The organism is Gilliamella sp. App4-10 (genome assembly GCF_001690495.1).
Lineage (GTDB): Bacteria > Pseudomonadota > Gammaproteobacteria > Enterobacterales > Orbaceae > Gilliamella > Gilliamella apicola_G.
On record NZ_LZGS01000035.1, the window covers coordinates 216,494 to 242,610 of the forward strand.

Here is a 26,117-nt window from a genome sequence, read left to right on the forward strand (position 1 = left end):
CTGCCTATACGGCATTGAAGATTATTATCATTACTACTATTAATATTAACTTTCTAAACTGCCTATACGGCATTGAAGATCCAGAAACCAAAATTAACGTTCCTGCGACATTTCTAAACTGCCTATACGGCATTGAAGTTTCATCAACTAACAATTGCCCCTCATCATCTTTTCTAAACTGCCTATACGGCATTGAAGAGAGCGATGGGCTCCGAAGCTAACGCGATAAATTTCTAAACTGCCTATACGGCATTGAAGTGTTGAATAATTGCACCACATTTTCACCGTACTTTCTAAACTGCCTATACGGCATTGAAGCTCAATAACAGACGGCCAAGGGACGTCGGGTTTTTCTAAACTGCCTATACGGCATTGAAGCCGCCGCTAACAGAGGTAAACCTAATAAAAATTTTCTAAACTGCCTATACGGCATTGAAGCAGATTGGTGGGAAATTTGATTTTGATGACAATTTCTAAACTGCCTATACGGCATTGAAGTAGAATTTTATCTCAATAGTGCCTTATTGTAAAAGAGCATATTGCACTTTAGCCAATTTTTACCCTTTTTTTGAGTCTATTTTAATATCAATAATAATCAATATGTTAAAATTATCATCGAAAAAAGGGTTTGAAATTTAAAAATCAGGAACCGTTGCGGTTTGACTTAGTCCATAGCTATTAAATGTGCCTTGTACTGGCTCTGGGCATTTTTCTTGCTTTAACCACAAAATAAATTTTTGCCCTGTACTTTTACTATTCAAATGAAGGTGTGGGTATTGCAAATGAACGCTTCCCCACTTTTCAATCATTTTATTTTTCACTTCAGGCGTCCATTTACCTTGTGCTGTTAATCGTTTTTCTGCACGCCTTAACGCACTCTGACCCTTTGGATTAACACGGATAAAACGTAGGTGGCCTTTTATCGTCGTCGGCACTGTAGTGATAGGCATCAGTAAAGCATAATCACTAATTGATGATTTTTGCTGTATATCTGCTTGGAGATTTTGCAATTCCTGCTCAGTACCCAATAATCGAATCACTCCACCTAAAGTTCGGTGCACATGGTAACAAGGAAAGCTAATTGCGATATTGCCTTGGTAATTGACCAAAATTTGATGTAATGATTGCATCACTTGATTCATCACATCCACTTCGGTTATCTCAATTTGCGAAATCGCTCGCAACTCTAAATAATGTGAGTGCATCTTATTTACTCCTTACCGCTGGCACCAAAGACACCACCACGAATTAATACCGCAATTACATAATGTTGCTGATCAAGCGATGGTTTTTCACCTTTTAAAACCCAATTATCAAATAAGGTATAAAAATCTAATTTTTGTTTTGGTTGGCGGAAAGCATGCCCCATTGAAGTGACCGAGCCATACGGTTCTATCGCTATTGGAAATTGTGCATTATCGTCATACCAAGTATCGATGGTTCGGATAGCATTACTGACTTTTTGTGAATGCATAGCAGCTTGTTTGTTCTTCTCATACAATACTTTACTTTTAGTTTTGCCAGTATCTAGGATTAATTCTTGTGACGGGTAAACTTCTTGACCTAAGCCCATTTTCAGTTTGGCTTCAACGTTAAAAATTACAAACTCTTTACCGGATAATCCTGCTTCAATCAGTTTGGCAAGATTATTCACCGATTTATCATCATAATCAAATGCATTAAGCTGGTATTGTTTAACATCACTGACTTGGATGATTGGTTTTTCAGCATCTTTACGAATAATCGAAATACTAATTTGCTCTGCCGCCATACGATTACGCCATAACCAACGACCATTTAAGATATTAATAGCATAACGCTTAGCCAAGTTAAGCATTCCTTGCGTTTGAATATAATCCTGCGTTGTTTTTTCTAGTTCTTTTTGATATTCGATATCATTACACACGGAAGGTTTACCTAAAAATGGCAAAACTTTACAGCTCCATGTCACGACCAATGTATCTTTATCGGCATCTAACGCAGCGACATCAACTGTTTGTAAATTTGGCTTTTGTATTTCAGCATCTAATTTGGTTGGATCGTTTGCAACTGCATTTTTAAGACGATTTGAAATAGTGCCTCGGACTGATTTTTCAGTGACTATAACAGGAGATAATTTATTGTCATCTGCATTATCTTGCTGTGCAAAAATCGCATCTGAAATATCGAAACTACGTTCAAAAGCAAGTACGCTGGCGGTGGTGATTTTATCTTTACTCATAATATATTCCTTATTCCACAATTTTCTAAATTTACTTAATTGGTTTCTTGATTGATAATATAAATTTCTGCATCATTAGATTGCAATTCACTGCATTTATAACGCCAAAAAGCCTGTGATAAATTCTCTTTCAAGCGTAAAGGAAAGACCCATTTACCGAGCCCATAAATACACTCCACAAATTGCGTGGCATGCTCATTACTGCGCGCATGTTTAACCTTACCCGCTGAAAATAACGGTGAAATAGCTTGATAACCCAAATGTAAAGGAACAAGCCAACCGCGCCCTTGTTTAACTGATGTAGTTTGCCAGTGATCTTTTTCTTGAGGATAATGATGTAACATTGCAGTTTCAACCAAGGCATCAAGCGCTGTAGCATTAGGATCTTGTTGCTGTAATTCAGCAGTGATATCTTGTAAATCTTGTGGTGCTTCCACCAAAACAAAAGCTGGTAATAATAAATTAGCTAAATCAGTATCTGATTTATCAGAAGAAATTAACTTGACATCCTCAATAGATACCACATGACCACCAGCTATACGTTGCTGATAAAGTTTTTGTTTTATCTGTTGGATAAATGCTTTCTGTTGCTCGGCGTCATATAATGTTTCTAAATCTTCTATTCTCACTTCGATTAATAATGAAATATCAAGATGTACCCTGCCTTCTTCGATAATTGAACGGGTACTACCGTTTTTGGCCAACGGATTGCGCGTTAAACGAAAAGTATAATCTGTATAATCGTTGGGTCTATAGACTTGTACATCGCATTCATGGCAAGCGATTAACACGCCATCTAAGTAAATAGGATTTTCTGATTCAATTTTACGACTTAAAGCATGAATAGCACCCAAAAACCCCGAAATAGCTGGAAAGCCATACGTTAATGGGCTAGAAATTGCATTAGCATTATGAATTTTGACATGATCAAAAAATAAATAATAATCAGGCAATGCCATTAAAAGATTCCCTCCCGTTTACGTTGACTTGCTTTCACCGCAGCACTAAATTCTCGGCGCCACTCTCTGTATTCAGAATCTGAAAATTGTTTTTGAATATTATCAAACTTATTTTTTAAAATTGTTTGAATCCAAAAAGCAAATTGATCTACTAAATCAAGTAGCCATTCGCCTTGTTCATACTGACTTTTAAAATCTTCTTCGCCCTCTAAATCAGCGCGTTTAGGGTCTAACCAAAGTTTTTGCTTAAAATTGAGTGAATAATCACAACTCCAACCGGCTGGCAGAGTAATTTGAATATGGCGAGCAAACTTAAGAACTAATGTTAAAATAATAAAAAATGCCTCTTTTCTATTATTTCTTACTGAAAAAGTATTTTTTGGGAATTCAACCGCATTAAACAATAATTTAAACCCATATCGGCAATAATATTGAAGAGACTTAGCAAAAATAGATTCTTTAAAGTTTGAAATTGAAGGAAAAGCAGTTTTAGTCAATTTGGGAGGCATTGAAGGTAATAAAAAGTTACGCCCCATTTGACTACCAATAAGTTGACTTGCATTCTGAGCATTACTGCCTCCTATTTTAACTACGGCTAAATCATGGAAAGAAAAATAAGGTTGATGCTCAACATCCTTTTTTCTGCGCAATTCTCGTGCATTTTTATTTTCTTCTGAAAATCGTGTTTGTACCTTTTGGTAAACTAAATGGCACAAAGCACTAGGGTGCAGTGGAATCAGTAAGCGGTAATTATTTTCATGCTGTGACAAATAAGTTTCTTCACTATTCGGCCAGAAAAATTGCTTGTTAAGTTCCGAAGCCTGTGCATCACTCCAATTATCTTTAAGTAACTGATTAAAATTTTCTAAATAAAGAACCGACTTATTTTTATCATCAGATAAAGCGTCTTGAACAGCAGGATGATTATTAATAATAAGCTGTAAAATTGTTATATCATTTTTAACAGTTTGGTTTAGCACCCCAAATATGTCTAAAGCCGCAGCACCACTGGCATCAAAAGGTAAGGTATTTACTGTAGAAGACGATACAAAATTATTCAGATTATTAGGCTTTATCTGCGTATTGTAATTGGCATTACAGGCTTTAGAGCTAGGATGAATCCCTTTTGACAAGTGCGTTGCGATAATAAGCCATGAAATACGACGAATAGCAGCATCTTCCATCCACGTTTCAAAATCAAACCGTTTAGCGAGTTCAGCTAACTTTTGCTGAGCTTCATTTACTGCAACCTGATCGCCAGCTTCTTTTGCTTTTTCTAGCTTCGCCGTTTCACTTTTATAATTACTATTATTGGCAAGCCGTTGTTGCAGAAAGTCTAAAATTACTTTTCTTATATCTTGCCAAGATATGTTATCCATTTTCCCTCCTTATATTTATCTTATATTTATCTTAAATTAATAAAATTAGAATAAAATAAATCCGGCCAAATATCAAACAAAAAATGATCAAAAAAAATAAATAACAAAAGAAACAAAAAAAGAAAATTATAATACTTAAAAGGAAGAATATTAATTAATATTAACCCCAAAAATTAACTAATTTAGAAAGTGGGACTTAATTTTTTTTATAAACCGCTTATTCAGCGGTAAAATTCTCTTTAAAGAAAAGAAAATACTTAAAATTTCTCAGCAACCTATACGGCTGTCTGCCCTGAGTATAAAAGAATTAATTCTTTTTTACTAGCAATCATTATTCACCTGACGATATTTTGTCAAAAAGTTTAAGGTAACTATGTGTTTCAGTATAAAAACAAGTTTCTTTTATCCTTTCTTTTCATAAAATCCAAAGCAAGGATGAAAATACCAACTGCAATTACGATATAAGCTTACGCTACAAAATTCATTCGCTAATCGATATGGCGTTTTATTTGAGAAATATTCGGTTATTTTTGCTATGGCTTGCTCGACATTATTAATTAGCCAAGGTTGGATGTTAGGATTAGCAAATGACCAGTTCTTATATTCAATTATACTATTTTGTGTATCTTCGCAGCATTCATCCGGTGTTTGCCATGCGATATCTGCATAGCTAAATTGATAATCCCCATCATCGTCAAGTTGGCAAATATATTCATCTTGTGTCTTATCATTCCCTCTAAATGGCGAAATCGCCTGTAAATGCACACAATGGTGATGAGCTAAGCCTTGTTGCCAATAGCTGGTCACATAATTACTTTTACGGGCATTAATTGCAAAAAGATCTGCCATGACCTTATGTTCTAATTCGGCGAGAGTCAGCCCATCTTCAGGGCAGGACTTAATACGTGGAATAGCGTCAATATTTATTAACTGATGAGTTGGGATTAGTTCATTGGTTTTATGGGTTTTCAGCAAGAATAATGACTCTTCTTCAAACCCTGGTTTAGTAAAACAGGCTTTATCCGTACGATACTTAGATTCAATTGCTTTTAAATTCGAGCCTAATATGGCCACATTGGCCTTTTGTGCAATTTTTTGTGGCCGGTGACGCCATACTCGTCCAACTAACTGAATAATAGATCGCATGGATGATGGTTCTACAATTGCCCAATCATAATCGTGATCGCGCCCAACTTCGGTGACTGGCGTACCTATTACAATAAAGATATGGTTTTCTTTCTTGCTACTTTTTATCGCTTGGAGAATTTCGGGTTGGCTAAATAGTGCCTGTTCATCACTGCGATTTAAAATTCTATCAAGTTTTTCCTCTAATTGGCTACGTAATAACAGCAGTTGCCGAGCATGATAAACCACGATATGAAAAGCGGTATCATTAGGTAACTTCGTTTGTGCATAAATTTGTTCTGTAAGTGAAATAACATCTTCTGTATGGGCAAAACGCATTAAACCGATACTTACCTTTTTTTGTGATTTTTTATCAATTTGATGATGATCTTGGTGAAATTGATAAGCTTGATCTAATAATTGTTTAGCCAGCACATCATAATTGGGGTTTTGGTTTTCTGTTTTATTTTCTTGGTAATTTAGTAGATCTAAGATATGCCCTTGGCGACGAACTGCGCTTTGTGCTAATTGATGAATGCGCATTGCTACAAATTGTTGATGGTGATCGTTAAACGTTTTGGTATCAGCAATTTGTGATATCGACTGTTCATATTCATCAAACCAACCACATACAATGGTATTATCGGCATATTGGTTATTTTGATTCCAAATTTTTCGTCCTGCTTGGTAAGCGTCAAATAATCCGGCAATTAAATCTGGTGTTAAAGTCGCCGATGACAGCAGTACTTTGCTCCCAAACAATCCGGCTAAATGCACTAAACGCGCTAGCGCTGGCAAATCGTGTTGATCAAAATCATCAGGTTCATCTAAAATCAGATCTGAGGTTAACAATCTTAACGTTGGTGCAATATATTTACCGCCTCGGGTACATTCGCTCGCTTGGATAATATGGTCAATAGTGCATGTCACAATGGGCGCATAGAGTAATTGCCGTGCTTTACTGTTTTCGATAATGGTACCTAATTCACAATCCGCAATACCACTTTCGGCTACATCAATATATTCATCAAGTAACGATTCGATAGATTCACTACCTTGGTTTTCTGAATCGTTTTGTTCAATGTCTTCATTACTCAGTTCAAACAAGGTTTTTGTGGCTCGCCCACCCACTAAAATCGCCAGATGTTCATCACTTAAGTGTAATCTTTCTCTTAATGCTTTACCTGTTTGCAACGTTAAAACACGTAATCCCAATGCAATGGTAAAACGCACGCCCCGTTTTGGATTTGAAAGCGCATACATAATCCGCCCATTGGCTAAGGTTTTACCACAGCCAGTCGATGCCATGTTAACACCAAAAAAGCCACATTCATCAGTTTGTTGTTGATAACTTTTTGCTAAATCAAAAGCATGATTTTGCCATTGGAATCGTTTTATAGTTGTTCGTTTGGTAAAGGGTTTATGTTGATTAATTGCGGGTAATTCCGTGGTTATTTTAGGTAATAAACGAGCAAAGCGGGCAGCTAAATTGGCAACCCCAATTAAATGATCATCTAAACACTGTTTGGCTTCTTTTTGGTAATTTGTGTTAGCAATCAGTATTGCCCTATTTTTTTTTGCTTCGTCATTTGATAAAGATAAACTTGAGTAGTTATGATCAGCCACCATTAAGCTTAAACGCGAAATATGCAATAAAAACTCGTCAATATTAGACAATTGCATTAAAGGAACATGATTTAAGGCTTTGGTTGCATAACGGCTTAGTTTTTTCAGCCAAAGCTGGCTTAAGGTAATATCGCTTTTAAGCTGCCAAAAATCGTTGGGTGAAGTGTGTTGACTATGACTATTTTTAACCCACCCATCAACTGCATTCAATATTTTATAAAAGGTAGTTATTTTTAAGCCTGAGAGATATGAATCTTTTTCTTGTTTCTTTTTTTTATCACCATCTAATGAAGTCGTTAAAAACGGCATTCGATGATGCGACACAATGAGCCACGCAATCCATTGTGCCAATAACGGTAACTGCGTGAGATCATTTTTGTCGACTTTGGTTAGTTGCTGGTACCAATTAGGATTCTGTTGTCGATATTGATCAAAATGCGCTAATCGATCAAATAAGGCTTCGTTCGTGGTGCAGTCTTGAATCATTAATAAAAATAATTGCAACGAAATCCATTCATGTCGATAAGGATCAGCCGCCACAGCCGTTTCTGCTCGTAATTTAGATTGAAAACCAACCGTTGCTTTGCCTAAATCATGAAGTAGAGCTGCCATAGTTGTGATTAATTGAATGGCGGTTGCATATTGCCAACAATTTTCGCTATCACTGCGTAAAATATTACGTTTAGTACGATTAGTTGGGACTCGTCCCTCTTGATTAAACTGACTGCTATCGCCCACAATCCACAAAAGATCAGTTAAATTTTTACCATGTGTCCAATAACATGCAACAGCAGTATTTTTTCGTGCAGTTTTGCGTAATAATTTATAAAGCGTTTGTAGCCCTGCTTCGGTCATTGGGCTTTGCCATGTTCGTTCACCACAACGTTCTGCGAACTGATCAATAATGCGACGCGTTTCAGTTAATGCATTCTTTTTGCATTGGCTAACAAGTAAAATATTCATATTTGATCTGCTATCTGTTTTAAAGTATCAATAATCCTATCAAGTGCACCTAATTGAGCAAATTGCGCAATACATGCCATACGAAATTCTTTTTCACTATCGCCTTGTTTAGCTGATAAAAAGGCTTGAGGTAACACAATGCCATCTTTAATAATATCTGCCGCATCAAACACTAAGCCACCTCGGCGAGTTTTTCCGTGTAAAATAGCCATCCCATGAGGTAGACCTAATACCCAACAAGCCGTTGCGCCAAGGCCATAGGCTAAATAGTTACCATGATCTAAAAATTGATTAGCGGGATCATGACTTTTGCCTCGTGTGCCTTGTTCTCGTTTAAATTTGTCATCTTGTAAGGTTAATTGATTTGCCATGCCATAAAGACGTTTGCTAATTCGCCCTTCTGCGGCTAAAAGTGCTTGGCTATTATCAACATCGGTAAATTGTTGTGTTGCATCAGTAAGAATATGCGCTAACTGCGTTGTATCAACATCCCAATCAAATTGCGGCCAACATTCACTAATAATATTAAGCCGTGTTTGTTGTAATAATTTAGCGGCTTGTAATCGACGTTTGTCATCAAACCAAAATTGACACCAACTTTGTAGATATTCTGTCGGGCGATATTCACTTTGTGGCGAAAAAAATTGACAAGCGAATTCAGATTCGGTTGATGAAAAAAGGGGCGTTCCGCCTCCGCCACAAAAGCCAATCATAACACCTGCTCGTGAAAGCTCTCGCACTGCCGCTTGAGTCAATGATGTACCCGTACCTAATAAAATACAGGTGGTATTTGCTATTGGGATATTCCAATATAACGACTGTTGGCCTTGCTCAGTCACATACTCAACTCGTCCACCATTAACCAAAACACGACAATGCTCTAAATAATAAATATTGGCTCGCTTGGAATGCATGATCGTTTTTAGATCAGAAGAATGAATCATATCCATGATGATAACTGATTAAATTAATTGAAATATAGCAAATAAATTAACATTATTTTATATTAAAAACGAGCATTTTATTGTCTATTACGAGCAATTGAGTGATTGCAAAGTTATTATATCATGGCAGGGGTTTTTTAAGACGAGCATTGCCCGTCTTCATCTTTTTTGTTTATCAATAAAGCTGCTGTAATGGCGTTACAGTTTGTGCCGGATCGTAATTAAGTGCCGCCGTTGTGGCATAGGCTGCATTCATGGTGGTATCGTAATGTACCTTATATTGAATAGCACTTCGACGCAATATTTTTGACGCTTCAATGGCTGCGCGTCCAGAAGTAGTATTAAGAATATAGCTGTACTCGCCATTTTTTATGTGATCATGGATATTCGGTCGCCCTTCGTTTTCTTTTTTTACAATTTGGCATGGTATATCTGCTTGTTGTAACACTTTTGCCGTGCCGATAGTTGCGTCAATACTAAATCCATGGGCAATTAATCGCTTAGCGACTTCTAACAGCCTTGTTTTATCCTTATCACGAACCGATAATAATGCTTTTCCTGATTTTTTCATATTCGATAGGCTACCAAGTTGCGCTTTAGCAAAGGCTTCAGCAAAGGTTTTACCGATTCCCATCACTTCCCCCGTTGAGCGCATTTCTGGACCTAAGATTGGATCAACGCCACTGAATTTATTAAACGGTAATACCACTTCTTTTACCGAATAATAAGATGGAATCACCTCTTTAGTCACATTTTGCTTGGCAAGTGATTGCCCTGTCATGACGCGAGCGGCAATTTTAGCCAGTGGTAAACCTGTTGCTTTTGAGACAAACGGTACGGTGCGTGCTGCACGAGGATTAATTTCAATCAGATAAATTTGGTTATCTTTGATGGCAAATTGTCCATTCATTAAGCCTTTTACATTAAGTTCAAGTGCCAATTGTTTGGCCTGCTGCCTTAGTTTATCTAAAATCTCTGCACTTAAGGTGTGAGTTGGCAGTGAGCAAGCGGAATCGCCAGAGTGAATGCCTGCTTGTTCAATATGTTCCATAATGCCACCAATCACAATTAGTTCGCCATCAGCAATCACATCAATATCAACTTCAATGGCATCATCTAAAAAGTGATCGAGTAAGACAGGCGCATTATTTGATTCGCTTACCGCTGTTTTAAAATAACGGCGTAAATCTTGTTCATTATAAACAATTTCCATTGCGCGACCTCCTAATACATAAGATGGTCTAACCACCAATGGATAACCTATTTTTTCTGCTTTGATGACTGCCTCATTAATATCAGTCACTGTTGCGTTGACAGGTTGTTTTAATTTCAGTTTATCGACAACTTCTTGAAAGCGTTTACGATCTTCGGCTTTATCGATAGCGTCAGGTGAGGTACCAATAATAGGTAGACCTGCGGCTTCAAGTGCACGGGCGAGCTTTAGTGGTGTTTGCCCACCATATTGCACGATAACACCATTTGGCTTTTCAACATGCGCAATCTCAAGCACATCTTCAAGCGTAACTGGCTCAAAATAGAGGCGATCAGAAGTATCATAATCGGTTGACACGGTTTCTGGATTACAGTTAACCATAATGGTTTCATAACCATCCTCACGCAGAGCTAATGCTGCATGCACACAGCAATAATCGAACTCGATACCTTGACCAATTCGATTAGGACCACCACCTAGGATCATAATTTTTTTACGGCGAAATTGAGGATTGGCTTCACACTCTTGCTCATAGGTTGAATAAAGGTAAGCGGTATCGGTTGCAAATTCAGCCGCACAGGTATCAACACGTTTATAAACAGGGTGAATTTGATATTGATGACGTAAATCGCGAACCGATTGCTCGGTGGTATTAAGTAGTTTAGCAATGCGTAAATCTGAAAAACCTTTACGTTTTAATTGCCATAATGTTTCTGGATTGAGCTGTGCAAGTGACTGCTTCTTTAGCTTGTTTTCAAAATTAACCAACTCTTCAATTTGCACTAAAAACCAACGATCTATATTGGTTAATGTAAAGATCTCATCTAAACTCAATCCAGCCCTAAAGGCATCGGCAATATACCAAATACGATCGGCGCCCGCTTCTTGGAGTTCATAACGAATTTTGGTAATATTTTTTTCATCGGTATAATCATCAATTTTAGGATCAAAACCTGAAGCGCCAACCTCAAGCCCTCGCAATGCTTTTTGTAATGACTCTTGGAAGGTACGCCCAATAGCCATGACTTCACCAACCGATTTCATTTGCGTGGTTAAACGATTATTACAACCAGCAAACTTTTCAAAATTAAAGCGTGGGATTTTAGTGACCACATAATCAATTGATGGTTCAAATGAGGCAGGTGTTTTACCCCCTGTAATATCATTCGATAATTCATCGAGTGTATAACCAACTGCCAATTTAGCAGCGATTTTAGCAATTGGAAAACCGGTAGCTTTAGAAGCTAACGCTGATGAACGTGATACTCTCGGATTCATCTCAATGACAATTAATCGCCCAGTGTTTGGATCAACGGAAAATTGTACATTGGAGCCACCAGTTTCAACGCCAATTTCACGCAGTACGGCAATTGATGCATTACGCATGATTTGATACTCTTTATCCGTCAAGGTTTGTGCCGGCGCAACAGTAATTGAATCACCGGTGTGAATGCCCATTGGATCAAAGTTTTCAATTGAGCAAACAATAATACAGTTATCATTTTTGTCTCGCACCACTTCCATTTCGTACTCTTTCCAACCTATCAATGATTCATCGATGAGCAGTTCATTGGTTGGTGAAAGATCAAGTCCTCGGGTACAAATTTCATCAAATTCTTCTGTGTTATATGCAATTCCGCCCCCCGTTCCCCCCATGGTAAAGGACGGGCGAATAATGCAAGGAAAACCAACTTGCTCAAGAACGGCATAAGCTTCTTTAAGCGAATGCGCAATGCCTGAACGAGCGGTATCAAGGCCGATTTTTTTCATCGCCTCATCAAACCGTTTGCGATCTTCGGCTTTATCTATAGCATCAGCTGTTGCGCCAATCATTTCGACATTAAACTCTTTTAATACGCCTTGCTTTTCAAGCTCTAATGCACAATTTAGCGCTGTTTGCCCGCCCATAGTCGGTAAAATGGCGTCGGGTCTTTCTTGTTCAATAATCTTGCGAACGCATGTCCAATGAATTGGCTCGATATAAGTGGCATCGGCCATTTCAGGATCCGTCATGATAGTGGCTGGGTTGGAATTAACTAAAATAACGCGATAGCCTTCTTCACGTAGAGCCTTACAGGCTTGTGCTCCCGAATAATCAAATTCACATGCTTGACCAATAACAATTGGGCCTGCGCCAATAATTAATATACTGTTGATATCTGTTCGCTTAGCCATAATTATTGCTCCTGCTTATAAATTTTAATTAACTCAATAAAGTGATCAAAAAGAGGTGCGGCATCATGTGGTCCGGGACTGGCTTCTGGGTGACCTTGAAAACTAAAAGCTGGTTTGTAATTGTGATGAATACCTTGCAGTGAACCATCAAATAGTGATTTATGAGTGGCTCTTAGATGAGCTGGTAAACTTGTTTCATCTACCGCAAAACCATGATTTTGAGCGGTGATCATAACCTTATTATTTTCAAGATTTTTAACGGGGTGATTTCCGCCATGGTGACCAAACTTCATTTTAATCGTTTTAGCGCCACATGCTAATGCTAAAAGTTGATGACCTAAGCAGATACCAAAGATGGGAATGTCAGTATTTAAAAACTGCTTAATGGCCTCAATTGCATAACGGCAAGGGGCTGGATCACCTGGGCCATTAGATAAAAATATTCCATCTGGCTTTAATGCAAGGACTTGTTCTGCTGTCGTTTTGGCTGGTACGACTGTTAATTTACAACCACGCTCAACTAACATGCGCAAAATATTGCGTTTTACGCCAAAGTCATAAGCAACAACATGGTATGGTAATTGTTTTTCTGGTATTGGATTAGGCTGTTGTTGTCTTGTCCATATGCCTTGAGTCCAAATATAACTTGTCAAACACGTCACTTCTTTAGCTAAATCAAGCCCACTTAATCCTTTAAAATTTATTGCCTGTTGTTTGGCTATTTCGGCTTTTTCAAGTAAGGTCTTTTTATCCGTTACCGTTATAATAACACCATGCTGTGCTCCTTTTTCACGCAAAATACGCGTTAAGCGCCGTGTATCAATATCAGCGATGGCAATAACATTATGCTTTTTTAAATAGCTGGAAAGATCGAGTTCACTTCGGTAATTGCTGGCTAATAATGGCAAATCACGAATAATCAATCCCTTTGCATAAATTTGGCAGGATTCAGCATCATTATCATTTGTTCCGACATTACCAATATGAGGATAGGTCAGTGTAACCAATTGTTCACAGTAAGAAGGATCGGTAAGGATTTCTTGGTAGCCAGTCATTGAGGTGTTAAATACTACTTCCCCAACAGAGTGCCCATCAGCACCAATTGATTTTCCGATAAATTGCGAACCATCTTGTAACATAAGGAGGGCATAAGTTTGCATGATAAAAAAGACCTTTTGAATAAATGATCGTTATTTTTGAATATAAATTCAAATTTACTTATCTATAAAGATATAATAATTGGTCATTTTATTACACTTTTTTGTACAAAAAAAGCAATATTATAAAAATTATCTTAATGAACAAGTCTAATTTTTTAGACATTTCTCAACGTAAGCTAAAATATTGGGATTATTATAATGTTTAACTTGAACTTGCATAATTATTCAAATAGAATCTTTTGAATAATTATGGTTATTAGGAGCAATATCATGCACGGTTTTTATCAGCGCCATTTTTTACGATTACTCGACTTTACCCCTACCGAAATCAATCAACTAATTAATCTTGCCATAGAATTAAAACAAGCCAAACAACAAGGGCGAGAACAACAACATTTGATTGGTAAAAATATCGCGTTAATTTTTGAGAAAGACTCCACCCGTACACGCTGTGCTTTTGAGGTTGGTGCATTTGATCAAGGTGCGAATGTCACTTATTTAGGCCCCAGTGGTAGCCAAATTGGGCATAAAGAATCGATTGCAGATACCGCGCGCGTGCTAGGTCGAATGTATGATGGAATTGAATATCGTGGTTATGGTCAAGAAATTGTTGAAACGTTAGCAAAATATGCAGGTGTGCCAGTCTGGAATGGCTTAACGACCGAAGCACATCCAACCCAAATATTAGCCGATTTTATGACAATGAAAGAGCATATAGGAGATCGACCATTAAGCAGTATTAAATTTGCCTATTTAGGTGATGCTCGGAATAATATGGGAAATTCATTAATGGAAGGTGCAGCGTTAATGGGGATGGAGATTCGATTAGTTGCACCAAAGGCTTGTCAGCCGGAAGCCGAACTTGTGCAAAAGTGCCAAGATATTGCCAAAATGACAAGAGCAAACATTATCTTAACTGAAGATGTGACTTTAGGCGTTAAAGACGTCGACTTTTTATATACTGATGTATGGGTATCAATGGGTGAGCCTAAGGAAGTTTGGGATGAGCGAGTTAAATTATTAACACCTTATCAACTGAATGAAAATGTTATTAAACTTACCAATAATCCAAATGTCAAATTGATGCACTGTTTACCAGCTTTTCATGATATGAATACGACAGTGGGTAAACAAATGGCAGCACAATATGGCTTAACCAATGGGCTTGAAGTAACTCATGATGTATTTGAATCTGAGCATAGTATTGTATTTGACGAGGCCGAAAACAGGCTACATACCATTAAAGCGGTAATGGTTGCAACATTAACCAAAGACGAATAATATTATCACAATTAATACAAAGGTGTTTTGTTAACATAAGCGCCTTTCTTTTTGCCGACTTAATGTCGGCATAATTTTATCTAAAAGAATATTGAATCATGACCAAACAAGAGCGAAACAAAAATTTTAAAAAATACCTAAAACTGACCAATCCCATTCATTTTTTAGCAGTAGGATTGGGTAGCGGCATGTCACCGATTATGCCGGGAACCATGGGTTCATTAATGGCTATCCCGTTATGGCTTTTGTTTTATGGCTTACAGCCAGCTTTATACTGGATATTTATTTTAGTGACTTTTATTTTTGGTTGTTTTATTTGCCAAAAAACATCGGATGATACCCATACGCACGATTCAGGGCATATCGTTTGGGATGAATTTGTCGGCATGTGGATCACCCTATTTTTTATTCCGCAACTTTCAGTTATGTGGATTGCCATAGCTTTCGTGGCATTTAGAGTGTTTGACATGGCAAAACCTTGGCCAATTCGCTGGTTTGATAAACGTGTCCCCGGTGGATTTGGCATTATGGTAGATGATGTCATTGCAGCTATCTTTTCATCATTCACAGTTTTTGTCATGACATTAATTATTTAAGATGAAATTTTATACTAAAACGTATAGTTTCCTGAAAGTTTTTGACAAAAAAAGACTAAAACATTTTTTGTGACCAACCTAATTTGGTTGAAAGATTATTAAAGTAATCATAATCTTTGGTATGAATCAAATTAAATTCATACGAAGATCGGCGAATAATCACATCTTGTGTTGGTTTGACCGGTAAAATAATTTGGCTATCACAAGCGATATTTAAATCAAGTGCTGTCGTTGGGAATTTAAGATGAATAGGCACATCGCCCTTGATGACTAATGGTCTGACAGCTAATGAATGCGGAAACATTGGTGTAATAATTAATGCGTCTAAATGAGGTGCTAAAATAGGTCCACCCGCCGATAGTGAATAAGCGGTAGAGCCTGTCGGTGTTGCAATAATCAGCCCATCAGCTCGCTGTGAAAACGCATTGCGTTCATTAATGTAAACATCATAGTCAATCATGTGGGCAACCGTATTGGGGGTCACAACAATTTCGTTCACGGCAAAACTTGAATTAATTAAATTGCCTTTATCATAAATAGAAACTTCGAGTAAAAAACGAGGGTCATCGTCATATTCGCCAGCAATCACAGGGCTTAATTGTTCAATCACTTGTTCGTGTGATATGTCGGTTAGAAAACCTAAATTGCCACGATTAACACCGATCACTTTGATTTTATATGGTGATAAATAACGCGCGGAACGTAACATATTGCCATCCCCCCCCACAACAATGGCAAGGTCAGCTTGCTGACCAATTGTTTCTAACGAAGCGTAATGGCTAACGGGGAATTGAATGTGCTCCGCCAAGCGATCTTCCACTAACACACGAATACCAAGTTTAACAAGCCAATCATAAAGCACTTGATGGGTTTCAATTGCTTCTAACTTACGCGGAAGTCCAATTAGACCAATGCATTTAAATAGTGTTTGCATAAAATATCCTTGTAATTTATTACATAAACGCTATGTATTTTTTCGTGACAGGTCAAAAAATTACATATCAATGTACTGATAAGCTTGTAATCATAAAAATTGTCCCCATAATAACCGTTATTCACTAAGTTTTCGACTACATTATTTGGAGTACCTTATGACAGAACAAGATAAAAATACGTCAGAAAATGAAACTAGCATTGACACACCAGCAGAAGACACCATCGAACAAGAAGCAGCGCCACAGCCAAATCTTGAAGAGCAATTAAGTGCAAAAGATGCTCGCATTGCAGAGCTTGAGCAAGCCTTACAATTGGCGAAAAAAAATGAAAGCGAAGCCATGATTCGTGCACGGGCTGAAATTGATAATGTTCGTAAACGTGTTGAGCAAGATGTTGATAAAGCACGTAAATTTGCACTAGAAAAATTCTCTAATGAATTATTACCGGTTATTGATAATCTAGAACGCGCTTTAGAATCGACAGACAAAGCGAATCCAGAACATAAAGCGACTGTTGAAGGGTTAGAATTGACATTAAAATCATTCTTAGATACGGTCAAAAAATTTGGTATTGAAGTGATTAATACCGAAGATTCACAATTAAATCCTGATGTACACCAAGCGATAAGCATGGTTGAATCACCAGAACATCAATCAGGCCAAATCGTTAATACGATTCAAAAAGGTTATACCTTAAATGGTCGTTTAATTCGTCCTGCGATGGTCATTGTTGCTAAATAATTTAGTTTAAACCAGTTAACCGCCAACCCTTTGGCGGTTAATTTTATTTATTCCGTTGCTCTTCGCGGGCAAGCTTTTTCATTTTTTGCTCGATTCGTTGACGTTTTAATGGTGAAAGATAATCAACAAAGAGTTTACCTTTTAAGTGATCCATTTCGTGCTGAATACAGATAGCCAGTAATTCGTCGGCTTCAATTTCATAAGGATTACCATTACGATCAAGTGCTTTGATTTTGATTTTTTCAGCCCTTGGTACAAAACCTCGACAATCAGGTACTGATAGGCAGCCTTCTTCTATACCGGTCTCACCTTCTTGACTGATGATTTCTGGATTGATAATCACATAAACTTGACTTTTATCTTCTGATACATCAATCACAATAATTTGCTCATGCACATCCACTTGAGTTGCAGCAAGGCCGATTCCATTTTCGTCGTACATGGTTTCGATCATATTATCAATGATCGTTTGTAACTCTGGTGTGAACTGGGTAACAGGTTTAGCAACTTTGCGAAGCCGCTCATCAGGAAAACGTAATACCGGTAAAATAGCCATAAATTATTCGATCTACTCCTCAAATATCGGGTTTATTCAAGCAATTGCTCATTGTAAACATTTATCATACTGATGAATAGTCCTTGTTGGCTATTGCTAGTATTTATCTTATCAATTCAAGATAGTTAAATTATTTAAAATGAGTGCAAAAAGGTTATGATGAGTAAATATGAGTTCTTATTGCGAATTTCAATGCTTGGACACGGCAAACAAGCCATTTTTAAAAAAATTGGACAACTTTTTGCAAATGATTTACCTGATAAAATACAAAATGTGCCTTTTCTGTTAGATAAGCTGGGCTTATTGGATGTTCAATTAGCGCGTTTTTATGAAACTTCATATCTTCATTTTGAACCGACACTTGAATGGTTAGATTCACCCGGCTCACAAAAACACCTTATTGCCTATTGTGATAGTGATTACCCATTATTACTCAAACAAATTTGCTCTCCACCATGGTTACTGTTTGTTTTAGGTAATCGACAGTTATTACATTCTCCTCAATTGGCTATGGTTGGAAGCCGTGAATTTAGTGAATATGGAGCACAATGGGGACGATATTTTGCAGGTGAATTGGCTATTAATGGTTTAACCATAACCAGTGGCTTGGCGCTAGGGTTAGACGCTATTTGTCATCGTGGTGCACTTGAGGCATCGGGTCATACAATTGCGGTGTTAGGCAGTGGTTTAGCAAAGATTGCACCAAGATCAAATTTAAACTTAGCCAATGATATTTTGGCACAAAATGGTGCAATTGTGTCCGAATTTTTGCCGTTTGAAAAAGCTAGATCGGCTTACTTTCCTCGCCGAAACCGAATTATTAGTGGGTTAAGTTTGGGCACCTTTGTGGTTGAAGCATCAGAAAAAAGCGGCTCGTTAATTACAGCACGATATGCACTTGAGCAAAATCGCGATGTATTTGCCTTACCTGGTGATATTAATAATGAAAACTGCAGTGGAACTCACTATTTAATTAAACAAGGAGCTTATTTAGTTTCTAAACCGGCTGATATTTTAGAACATTATTGCAGTTATTTATCTGTAGTAAATAGCTCTCGTAATCAGCGAAAAGAAGAACAAAGTCATTCTATTTTGTATCCTGAAATTTTCGCTATGATTCATCATCAACCTATTCCGGTTGATATTATTGCTCAGCAAGTAAATATGTCAATTTCAGAATTAACCACCAAATTATTAGATATGGAACTAGAGGGATTAATTAAAACGGTAACCGGTGGTTATATTCGTAATCGTGTGATTTAAAAATAGGATGATTTCTATTAAAAAGTTTCAGAAAAGTAGTCGGTTCAGTATAATATCCGCCGATATAACTCGGCGGTATAGTTCAGTTTTTATTTATCTTCATGTTCTAGGGCAATTTCCGATAAGATAATACCGGTGTTATCAGCATAAATAAAATCACCCGAAAAGAAGGTCACTCCACCAAAATTAACACGAATATCGATATCACCAACGCCTTGATCTTCGGCTCCTACTGGTATAGCTGCCAGTGCTTGAATACCAATGTCAGCTTCAGCCAAATAATCAACTTGGCGAACTGCGCCATAAACAACAATTCCTTCCCATTGATTTTGAACGGCAATATCTATCAGTTCTGCGTCAATTAATGCACGACGAACAGAACCACCACCATCAATAACAAGGATTTTACCTGAACCATTCGATTGTAATATTTCGTATAGTAACCCGTTATCTTCAAAACATTTAACTGTTACAGCTTGACCTGAAAATGATGCAACTCCACCAAAATTACTAAATATCGGCTCAACTACGTTAACATCTTCTGGGTAATAATCGCAAAGAATTGAAGTATCAAACTTCATCATCAAGTCTCCTTTTGCTGTGGTATATAAGTTTGTCTAGTATAACGCTAACTCTAAGTAAAATGATATTAAATTTAAATAAAACGTGAACTAACTCAAAATAATTCCCAAACAATAAAGTAAATTAGTTAATAAAGCAAGTTTCACCATCTGTAATAACAAAGGAACCCCTTCTTTGTGCGTATTAAATTGAAAAACCATATAAATATGCTTAATAAATAACGGTAACGTTAATATAAACAAACCGCTCCAAATTGTGTGTAATTTATTGTATGCAAATAAACTTAGCGAACAAAATGCTACAAACAATAGCAATAGATGATAATATCGCCCCATACCTTTACCAATCATTACCACTAATGTGCGCTTATTACTTTTCCGGTCTATTTCTATATCACGAAGATTATTGATGTTAAGCACAGCAACAGATAATAACCCAGAGCCTAAAGCGGGTAAAATAATAGGTAAATAGAGTGCTTTGGTTTGTAAGTAGTAACTGCCCATTACCCCAATCAAACCAAAGAAAATAAGTACTGATAGATCGCCAAATCCATTATATCCATAAGGTTTTTTACCTATTGTATAGGTTATTGCTGCAACAATAGATAATAAACCTAATAATATAAAAATAAATAATTCATAAATATTATTACAAGAAAATATAAGTAAAATTAGCCCAAATAAAATGCATAAAAAAGCATTAATCCATAGAGCTATTTTTAGCTGCTTAAGTGTAATTAAGCCCAATTGTATACCACGAGTATGAGCAGTAAGATTGTTTTGATCGCTGCCTTTAATTTCATCTCCGTAGTCATTGGCTAGATTAGAAAGAATTTGCAATAATGACGCTGTAATTAACGAAAATAGAAGTATCCAAAAATTAAATTGGTGTTGCCAATAAGCTAATGCATTTCCTACTAATACCGCAGAAAGAGATAAAGGCAGGGTTTTTAACCGTAAACTAATAATCCATGGAAAAAATTTCTTATACATTCAACATGTTATTTATAATGAAAACTGTTAACCATAATAACAGGAATGCAGGAAAAGTTCACGATATTAGTGATAAAAAATACCCCTAATAAAGTTAAGATTATTTTTCCAATTATAGACTTTATCCATATTTATCATTTAACTGCGCATTTTTAAATATCGAAAAGCTTTCATTATTCTAAATACTTTTCTAACTTTTCCTTCCCGTAATGCTGATATAAAAATACCAAGCGTACTATATATTACGCCAAGTAAAAGTATCATAAATATGTTCAGCCAATTATCTGATAAGCTCAGTCCCATTTGATTGACTCCAGCAATCATATTGGTTGCCCAAGTTGAAGGTAGGGAATAAGAAACGCATCTCACCCATAGTGGCATTGCACTCAGAGGCCAAATAGTTCCTGAAAGATAGAACACAGGCGTGGTTAAAAATGCTAATGTAAGGTATATCATCTCTGTACGACGTAAACATTCTGTCAGTAATTTACTCAAGCCCAGTGCACCAAGTAATAGCGGGAATGTCATAACTAATATTTCAGGAATACTCGCCAATTGCCGATAACCAAGCATCCAAGGCCATAAACCAAATAGCACAATAGATAAAAATAACCAAATAGGTAATAGCCCACATAAACTGCCAAGCACGACAATTTTAGGAGGTTTGCCTTGGGGACGCGAATTTAGGGTGATATTAGTACGGGTTGAAGCAATTAAAAAAGAGTGTTGTAACAACATGACTAACAAACCAGGAAAGGTAATAGCAGCAAAACTGATACCGGCATTATAAAGAGGTTCTGTTTGACCTTTTATAGGCGATAAAATGATATTGATCTGTTCATCTGAAAATCCACTATTCCGCATTATTTTGGTGTTATATTCAGTCAATATCTGCTGATAAATTCCTTTTATATCAACTTGTATTAAACCATTGGCTAAACGACTTGAGGCATCACCATATGCAGGAATGGTAACTTCATCACCGCTTATTAGACGTTTTTCAAAATTTCTAGGAATAGTGATCACAGCAAAAAGTTTGTGATTATTAATATCATCATAAGCTTGTAGTGAGCTTTCGTAGATAATCGTATCAATTTTTGAGCTCATCTCTAATGATCGGATTAAACCGCGGCTTGTTGGGGTATGATCTTGATCTACAATTGCCACCGGTAAATTAGTAATAGTACCATTGATATAAACAAGACTCATTAATGATACAGACAATAGCAGTAATAACCACATTGGTCGACCTAATAGATAAAAGAATATTCTTATAAATGAAGAACCAAATATTTTAAACATCTAAATCTACCCTCTTACTGTGAATGTAAACGTCTTACTAGGCGCTTTTTGACTAATACGGTAATAATCACTGGATAGATCATTAAAATACTACAAGTTTTTAACACTGAAAAATAACTAGAGTGACGTAAAAACAGATCGAACAGTTTATTAAGTGCATAAGTTAATGGTTCTAATGATGAAATAAACCTAGCAATCCATGGCATGGATAGTTCAGGCACAACAACACCAGAATAAGTTAATGCAAGTCCAACCAACACACCTATATAAGTATAGGCATCAATGGGGGTTTTAGTAAATGTATATAGCAAAATACCAATGCTTTGTGCAGCAATAACATAGAAAAATACTACCGTCATCATAGCAAAAGGTGAACCTGATACACGCGCATTAGAAAATAAAACGAGCATGGCAATTTCAAAAATAAGCAGCATGGTAAACCAAATTGTATAAGGCGCTAATTTTCCTAAAACAAAAGGATAGTTAGGTCGAGTTCGCTTTGGTAATTGCGCTAATATATGAATTGTTGTGGTTACAACAAATAACTGCAATAAATGTACTACCGCCGAAAATTGTTGGAAGTACATTGAATTACCACTAGCATTAAATAATCCATCATAATTAAAATTAACTTTTGCCAATGGCGGAACTGGCATGCCAATGCTTGTAGCCAAAGTGGTTCGATATTGCGTATTTATCGTTGCTATTAAACCTGAATAATCCATGATCGAATATAAACCAGCACTATAGTACAAAGCATTATAGTAAAGCATTGGCGTTGGTTGGTGACCTGATAATACATCTGCTTCAAAATTAGGTGGAATATAAAGCAGTGCATAAATTTTTGCTTTTTGCAGATCACGTTCAGCATCAAAAATTTGATTGTCATAATTGATAAGATCTGCATGCGCTGCTGCATTAAGATTACGTATAATTTCACGCGATAACGTACTTTTATCGTGATCAATGTAGCCGACTGGCAAATCAAATAGTACACCTCGATAGAAGATGCTACTAATTAGAAAAAAAATAATTAGTGGCATAATCCACATTAACCAATGAAACGTAAACCGCCTAAAAATTTGCGGTATTTCATCATTAAATGCATTTATAAAACGGTGCCAGAAATCTAACATTATTTGTCCAACTTCCATAAAGTGCTCATACCAGCACGTAAACCTTCAACCGGTACAACGGGATAGAGTCTTACTTCAAAAGTTTTCAAATCAAAATCTCCTGTTGCTCGTGTTGCACGTTTCGTTGCATAATCGCCCATTGGTGCTATATAACGAATTTCAGCTTTAATCTCTCTATGATTAAGAGCTGGTACTTCAAGCGTAATATGATCGCCTTTACGAATATTAGACATAATATCTTCGCGCAGGTTAAACACAAAGTAAGCTTTAGGGAGTTGAATCACTGTTAATAATGGGCTATTAGCATTAAATAATTCGCCTACTTCAGCAGGAATAGAGCCTATTTCACCAGCTACTTGTGTTTTAACTTGTAAATCATCGTATTGTATTTGTAGCTGTTTAAGCTGTTCTTGAGCTTCTTCTAATTTGGCTGCATAAATTTCACGTTGTTCGATTCGATCACCATTTTTAGCTTGATCTAAATTAGCTTGAGCTGATTGAACCTGTTGAAAGGCTGAATCACGCGTTTTTAAAGCATTATCTAAGATTGATTGCGAAACATAACCTTTGGCCGAAATAGCTTTGTTACGATCATATTCTTTGGCGGCATTATCATATGCTACCTTGGCTTGCTCAAGTATTGCTTCGTAATAACGAATGCTTTCTTCACGTGTCCCATGATCCGAAAGAGCTAATTGAGCTTTTGCTTGGTCTCGCGCAGCTTCAGCAGCTTTGACTTGAGCTAACAGCTCTGGACTGTCGAGTGTAATGAGTACATCATTAGGTTTAACATCATCTCCGCGATGGACATGAATGACTTGCACTCGACCTTTGGCTTTAGACGCAACACTAACATTTGGAGCATCGACTTCACCTTGTAGGATAAGTTGACTATTGTGTGAGCGAATTAAGATCGTCATTGATATTAAAATAACGATTAACGCAATAATAGTAAAAATTTTTTTGTTCATAAAATTTTATATAGAGTGGTATTAAAGAGATAAGACATAGAGAATTAAAATTATTATATGCTTTGTCTAATAAACATACGCAAATTTTTGTCTCCGCATTATACGAAAAGTGCTTTGTTTGCACAATTAATGGCAATTTAATTTAAAAACCAAATAATATCAATGATAAATTACTATTTCAGTAAATACAGTAAATAATTTTGTATACCTCATTTAGATAACTTTTAATAATTATAACCTACCACTTTAATAGTTTTTATGTATAAATGTTATCAGTCAAAAGAAATAGATAAAAACCTAGTTATTTAGTATGATATTACTAAATAAAATAATAAGGTATAAAAATATGAAAAAAATAGTTGTTATTGGTGGTGGTGCCGGTGGATTAGAACTTGCAACAGACCTTGGTGATAAACTAGGCAAAGGCAATCAAGCCAAAATTACACTGATTGATAAAAACAGTTATCATTTGTGGAAACCTTTATTACATGAAGTTGCCACTGGTGTTTTGAATGAACAAGCGGATAAAATTGATTATGCAGCACAGGGACAACAACACAATTTCCAATTTGCTCAAGGTACGTTTACTAATCTTAATCGTGAAGAAAAGCAAGTTATTATTGATAATTTAAATAACGAATCCATTTCAATTCCATATGATATTTTAGTTGTGGCAATAGGCAGTACTTCAAATGATTTTGGCACACCAGGTGTTAAAGAACATTGTATCTTTTTAGATGATCAAAATGCTGCTATTCGTTTACGTGAAACACTTATTGCAAAATTTGCTAGTTTTTGTTCAATTATTGATAAAAATGAAGCAACAACTGAAGATAAAATTCGTATCGCTATTGTTGGTGGTGGCGCAACTGGTGTTGAATTAGCTTCCGAATTACCTCATATGGTTGAAACATTTGGTGCTTGTGGCCAAAATAAAATGTGTTCAGATTTGCTGGATGTATCGGTTATTGAAGCAACTGATCGTATTTTACCTGCGTTACCTGAAAAAACAGCATTAGGTATTACCGAAACATTACAAAAACGTGGCATTCATGTGTTAACAAAAACCATGATAACTAAAGCGGAAAGTGATGGCTTTTATCCCAAAGATGGAAACACCATTCACGCCGATATTATGATCTGGACTGCCGGTGTAAAAGCGCCTGACTATTTAAAAGATATTGCTGGTTTAGAATCAAGCCGTTCTAATCAGCTTGTAGTTAAACCGACACTGCAAACAACACGCGATGATAGTATTTTTGTTATTGGTGATTGTGCTTACGCAATGCAAGATAGCGGACGAGCCGCTCCTGCTACGGCGCAAGCTGCACATCAGATGGCAAAAATTTGTTATGAAAATATTGTTAACATGTTGAATAATAAATCATTGAAATCGTTTAATTATACTGATAATGGAACGATTATTTCTCTACATGATACAGCACAAGGTGTGGTTAAAATTGCAGGCAAACGAGAAATGAATGTTAAAGGATTTTTTGCTTTAACTATTCATCGCCTGCTCTATCGTATGCATCAAGCAAGTTTGTTGGGTATTTTCAAAACAATCCGATTTGCTAAAGCCAGCAAAGAGATGTACAAAAATAAATTTGCATCCATTTTTACACATCAAAATTAGTTTTTCCGCCTTAGATAGCTACTTACAAATCATTCTTTTATAAGTAGCTATTTGGAGTTATTTTTATTAGTATTGCTAGTTATATAACCCTTAAGATGGCGATATTATTTTGCGATCCTCACAATTAGGACACAAATTGAACATTAAATAAGCAAAAAAAATCCTAGTACAGTTACATGAGAATTATTTTTGTTAAAAACAGTTCGCCTTATAATATCTAGTTTAGTTAGTATAATGATTATATTTTTCTTTGATATGGAAAATTTAAGGTAAGGCATTTAAATTGAAAATTTGACACTTACGAACTATCAAAGATTTTAATCTTTCATCACCTGCCATTTAACAAAAATTAAATGAACGT

General features: G+C 36.3%; 20 protein-coding genes and 1 CRISPR repeat array (1 of these 21 cut by a window edge). Of the genes, 5 read left to right on the forward strand and 15 right to left on the reverse strand.

Translation table 11 applies throughout. The features are described from left to right. Positions 1–498: direct repeats of the CRISPR family, unit length 28 nt; unit sequence TTTCTAAACTGCCTATACGGCATTGAAG; it begins 488 nt to the left of the window's first position. 137 nt (positions 499–635) lie between these two features. From cas6f to carA, 8 genes are all read right to left on the reverse strand, one after another. Next, positions 636–1,205, reverse strand: a complete 570-nt coding sequence (gene cas6f / locus A9G23_RS06035) for a type I-F CRISPR-associated endoribonuclease Cas6/Csy4 (RefSeq protein ID WP_065586740.1) — start codon at positions 1,203–1,205, stop codon at positions 636–638. A gap of 5 nt (positions 1,206–1,210) precedes the next feature. Beyond that, positions 1,211–2,221: a type I-F CRISPR-associated protein Csy3 gene (gene csy3, locus A9G23_RS06040; RefSeq protein WP_065586741.1), complete on the reverse strand. Its 1,011-nt coding sequence runs from the start codon at positions 2,219–2,221 to the stop codon at positions 1,211–1,213. 35 nt (positions 2,222–2,256) lie between these two features. Beyond that, positions 2,257–3,180 (reverse strand): type I-F CRISPR-associated protein Csy2, encoded by a 924-nt coding sequence (gene csy2 / locus A9G23_RS06045; RefSeq protein ID WP_065586742.1) that lies wholly within the window; start codon positions 3,178–3,180, stop codon positions 2,257–2,259. Then, positions 3,180–4,559, reverse strand: coding sequence for a type I-F CRISPR-associated protein Csy1 (gene csy1 / locus A9G23_RS06050; RefSeq protein ID WP_065586743.1), 1,380 nt, complete (start codon positions 4,557–4,559; stop codon positions 3,180–3,182). The genes csy2 and csy1 overlap by 1 nt, the downstream gene beginning before the upstream one ends. Before the next feature lie 402 nt (positions 4,560–4,961). Beyond that, on the reverse strand, positions 4,962–8,273 hold the full coding sequence (cas3f, locus tag A9G23_RS06055) for a type I-F CRISPR-associated helicase Cas3f (RefSeq protein ID WP_065586744.1): 3,312 nt from the start codon (positions 8,271–8,273) through the stop codon (positions 4,962–4,964). Then, positions 8,270–9,223 carry a type I-F CRISPR-associated endonuclease Cas1f gene (cas1f, locus tag A9G23_RS06060; protein ID WP_065586745.1) on the reverse strand — a complete coding sequence of 318 codons (954 nt, stop codon included), beginning with the start codon at positions 9,221–9,223 and terminating at the stop codon, positions 8,270–8,272. Before cas1f ends, cas3f begins: the two co-directional genes overlap by 4 nt. A gap of 169 nt (positions 9,224–9,392) precedes the next feature. Further along, positions 9,393–12,605 (reverse strand): carbamoyl-phosphate synthase large subunit, encoded by a 3,213-nt coding sequence (gene carB / locus A9G23_RS06065; RefSeq protein ID WP_065586746.1) that lies wholly within the window; start codon positions 12,603–12,605, stop codon positions 9,393–9,395. A gap of 2 nt (positions 12,606–12,607) precedes the next feature. Continuing rightward, positions 12,608–13,765 (reverse strand): glutamine-hydrolyzing carbamoyl-phosphate synthase small subunit, encoded by a 1,158-nt coding sequence (carA, locus tag A9G23_RS06070; protein WP_065586747.1) that lies wholly within the window; start codon positions 13,763–13,765, stop codon positions 12,608–12,610. Positions 13,766–14,035: 270 nt separating this feature from the next. Between carA and argF the strand changes: the two genes are divergently transcribed. Together argF and A9G23_RS06080 are read left to right on the forward strand one after the other, a co-directional pair. Then, entirely contained in the window at positions 14,036–15,046 is a 1,011-nt protein-coding gene (gene argF, locus A9G23_RS06075) for an ornithine carbamoyltransferase (protein WP_065586748.1), read from the forward strand. A gap of 98 nt (positions 15,047–15,144) precedes the next feature. Beyond that, the gene (locus A9G23_RS06080; RefSeq protein WP_065586749.1) at positions 15,145–15,642 is read left to right on the forward strand and encodes a phosphatidylglycerophosphatase A family protein; all 498 of its coding nucleotides are present in this window, start codon (positions 15,145–15,147) and stop codon (positions 15,640–15,642) included. 55 nt (positions 15,643–15,697) lie between these two features. Here the strand turns inward: A9G23_RS06080 and nadK are convergent, their stop codons facing one another. Next, entirely contained in the window at positions 15,698–16,576 is an 879-nt protein-coding gene (gene nadK / locus A9G23_RS06085; RefSeq protein WP_065586750.1) for an NAD(+) kinase, read from the reverse strand. 157 nt (positions 16,577–16,733) lie between these two features. Between nadK and grpE the strand changes: the two genes are divergently transcribed. Next, positions 16,734–17,318 carry a nucleotide exchange factor GrpE gene (gene grpE / locus A9G23_RS06090; protein WP_065586751.1) on the forward strand — a complete coding sequence of 195 codons (585 nt, stop codon included), beginning with the start codon at positions 16,734–16,736 and terminating at the stop codon, positions 17,316–17,318. A gap of 43 nt (positions 17,319–17,361) precedes the next feature. On the opposite strand, the gene def is transcribed toward grpE, so the two are convergent. Then, entirely contained in the window at positions 17,362–17,874 is a 513-nt protein-coding gene (gene def, locus A9G23_RS06095; protein ID WP_065586752.1) for a peptide deformylase, read from the reverse strand. 156 nt (positions 17,875–18,030) lie between these two features. Between def and dprA the strand changes: the two genes are divergently transcribed. Beyond that, complete coding sequence (gene dprA / locus A9G23_RS06100) at positions 18,031–19,137, forward strand: DNA-processing protein DprA (protein WP_081296969.1); 1,107 nt, start codon at positions 18,031–18,033, stop codon at positions 19,135–19,137. Positions 19,138–19,226: 89 nt separating this feature from the next. Here the strand turns inward: dprA and rraA are convergent, their stop codons facing one another. The 5 genes from rraA to A9G23_RS06125 all read right to left on the reverse strand — a co-directional run bounded on the left by rraA (position 19,227) and on the right by A9G23_RS06125 (position 24,120). Beyond that, positions 19,227–19,718, reverse strand: a complete 492-nt coding sequence (gene rraA / locus A9G23_RS06105; RefSeq protein ID WP_065586753.1) for a ribonuclease E activity regulator RraA — start codon at positions 19,716–19,718, stop codon at positions 19,227–19,229. 90 nt (positions 19,719–19,808) lie between these two features. Next, positions 19,809–20,711 (reverse strand): 1,4-dihydroxy-2-naphthoate polyprenyltransferase, encoded by a 903-nt coding sequence (locus tag A9G23_RS06110; RefSeq protein WP_065586754.1) that lies wholly within the window; start codon positions 20,709–20,711, stop codon positions 19,809–19,811. Between the two features lie 138 nt (positions 20,712–20,849). Next, positions 20,850–22,013, reverse strand: a complete 1,164-nt coding sequence (locus A9G23_RS06115; protein ID WP_065586755.1) for an ABC transporter permease — start codon at positions 22,011–22,013, stop codon at positions 20,850–20,852. Positions 22,014–22,027: 14 nt separating this feature from the next. Continuing rightward, positions 22,028–23,149 (reverse strand): ABC transporter permease, encoded by a 1,122-nt coding sequence (locus A9G23_RS06120; RefSeq protein ID WP_218058742.1) that lies wholly within the window; start codon positions 23,147–23,149, stop codon positions 22,028–22,030. Beyond that, complete coding sequence (locus A9G23_RS06125) at positions 23,149–24,120, reverse strand: HlyD family secretion protein (protein WP_065586756.1); 972 nt, start codon at positions 24,118–24,120, stop codon at positions 23,149–23,151. Before A9G23_RS06125 ends, A9G23_RS06120 begins: the two co-directional genes overlap by 1 nt. Before the next feature lie 346 nt (positions 24,121–24,466). On the opposite strand from A9G23_RS06125, the gene A9G23_RS06130 reads away from it, so the two are divergent. Beyond that, positions 24,467–25,756: an NAD(P)/FAD-dependent oxidoreductase gene (locus tag A9G23_RS06130; protein WP_065586757.1), complete on the forward strand. Its 1,290-nt coding sequence runs from the start codon at positions 24,467–24,469 to the stop codon at positions 25,754–25,756. Positions 25,757–26,117 lie beyond the last annotated feature (361 nt).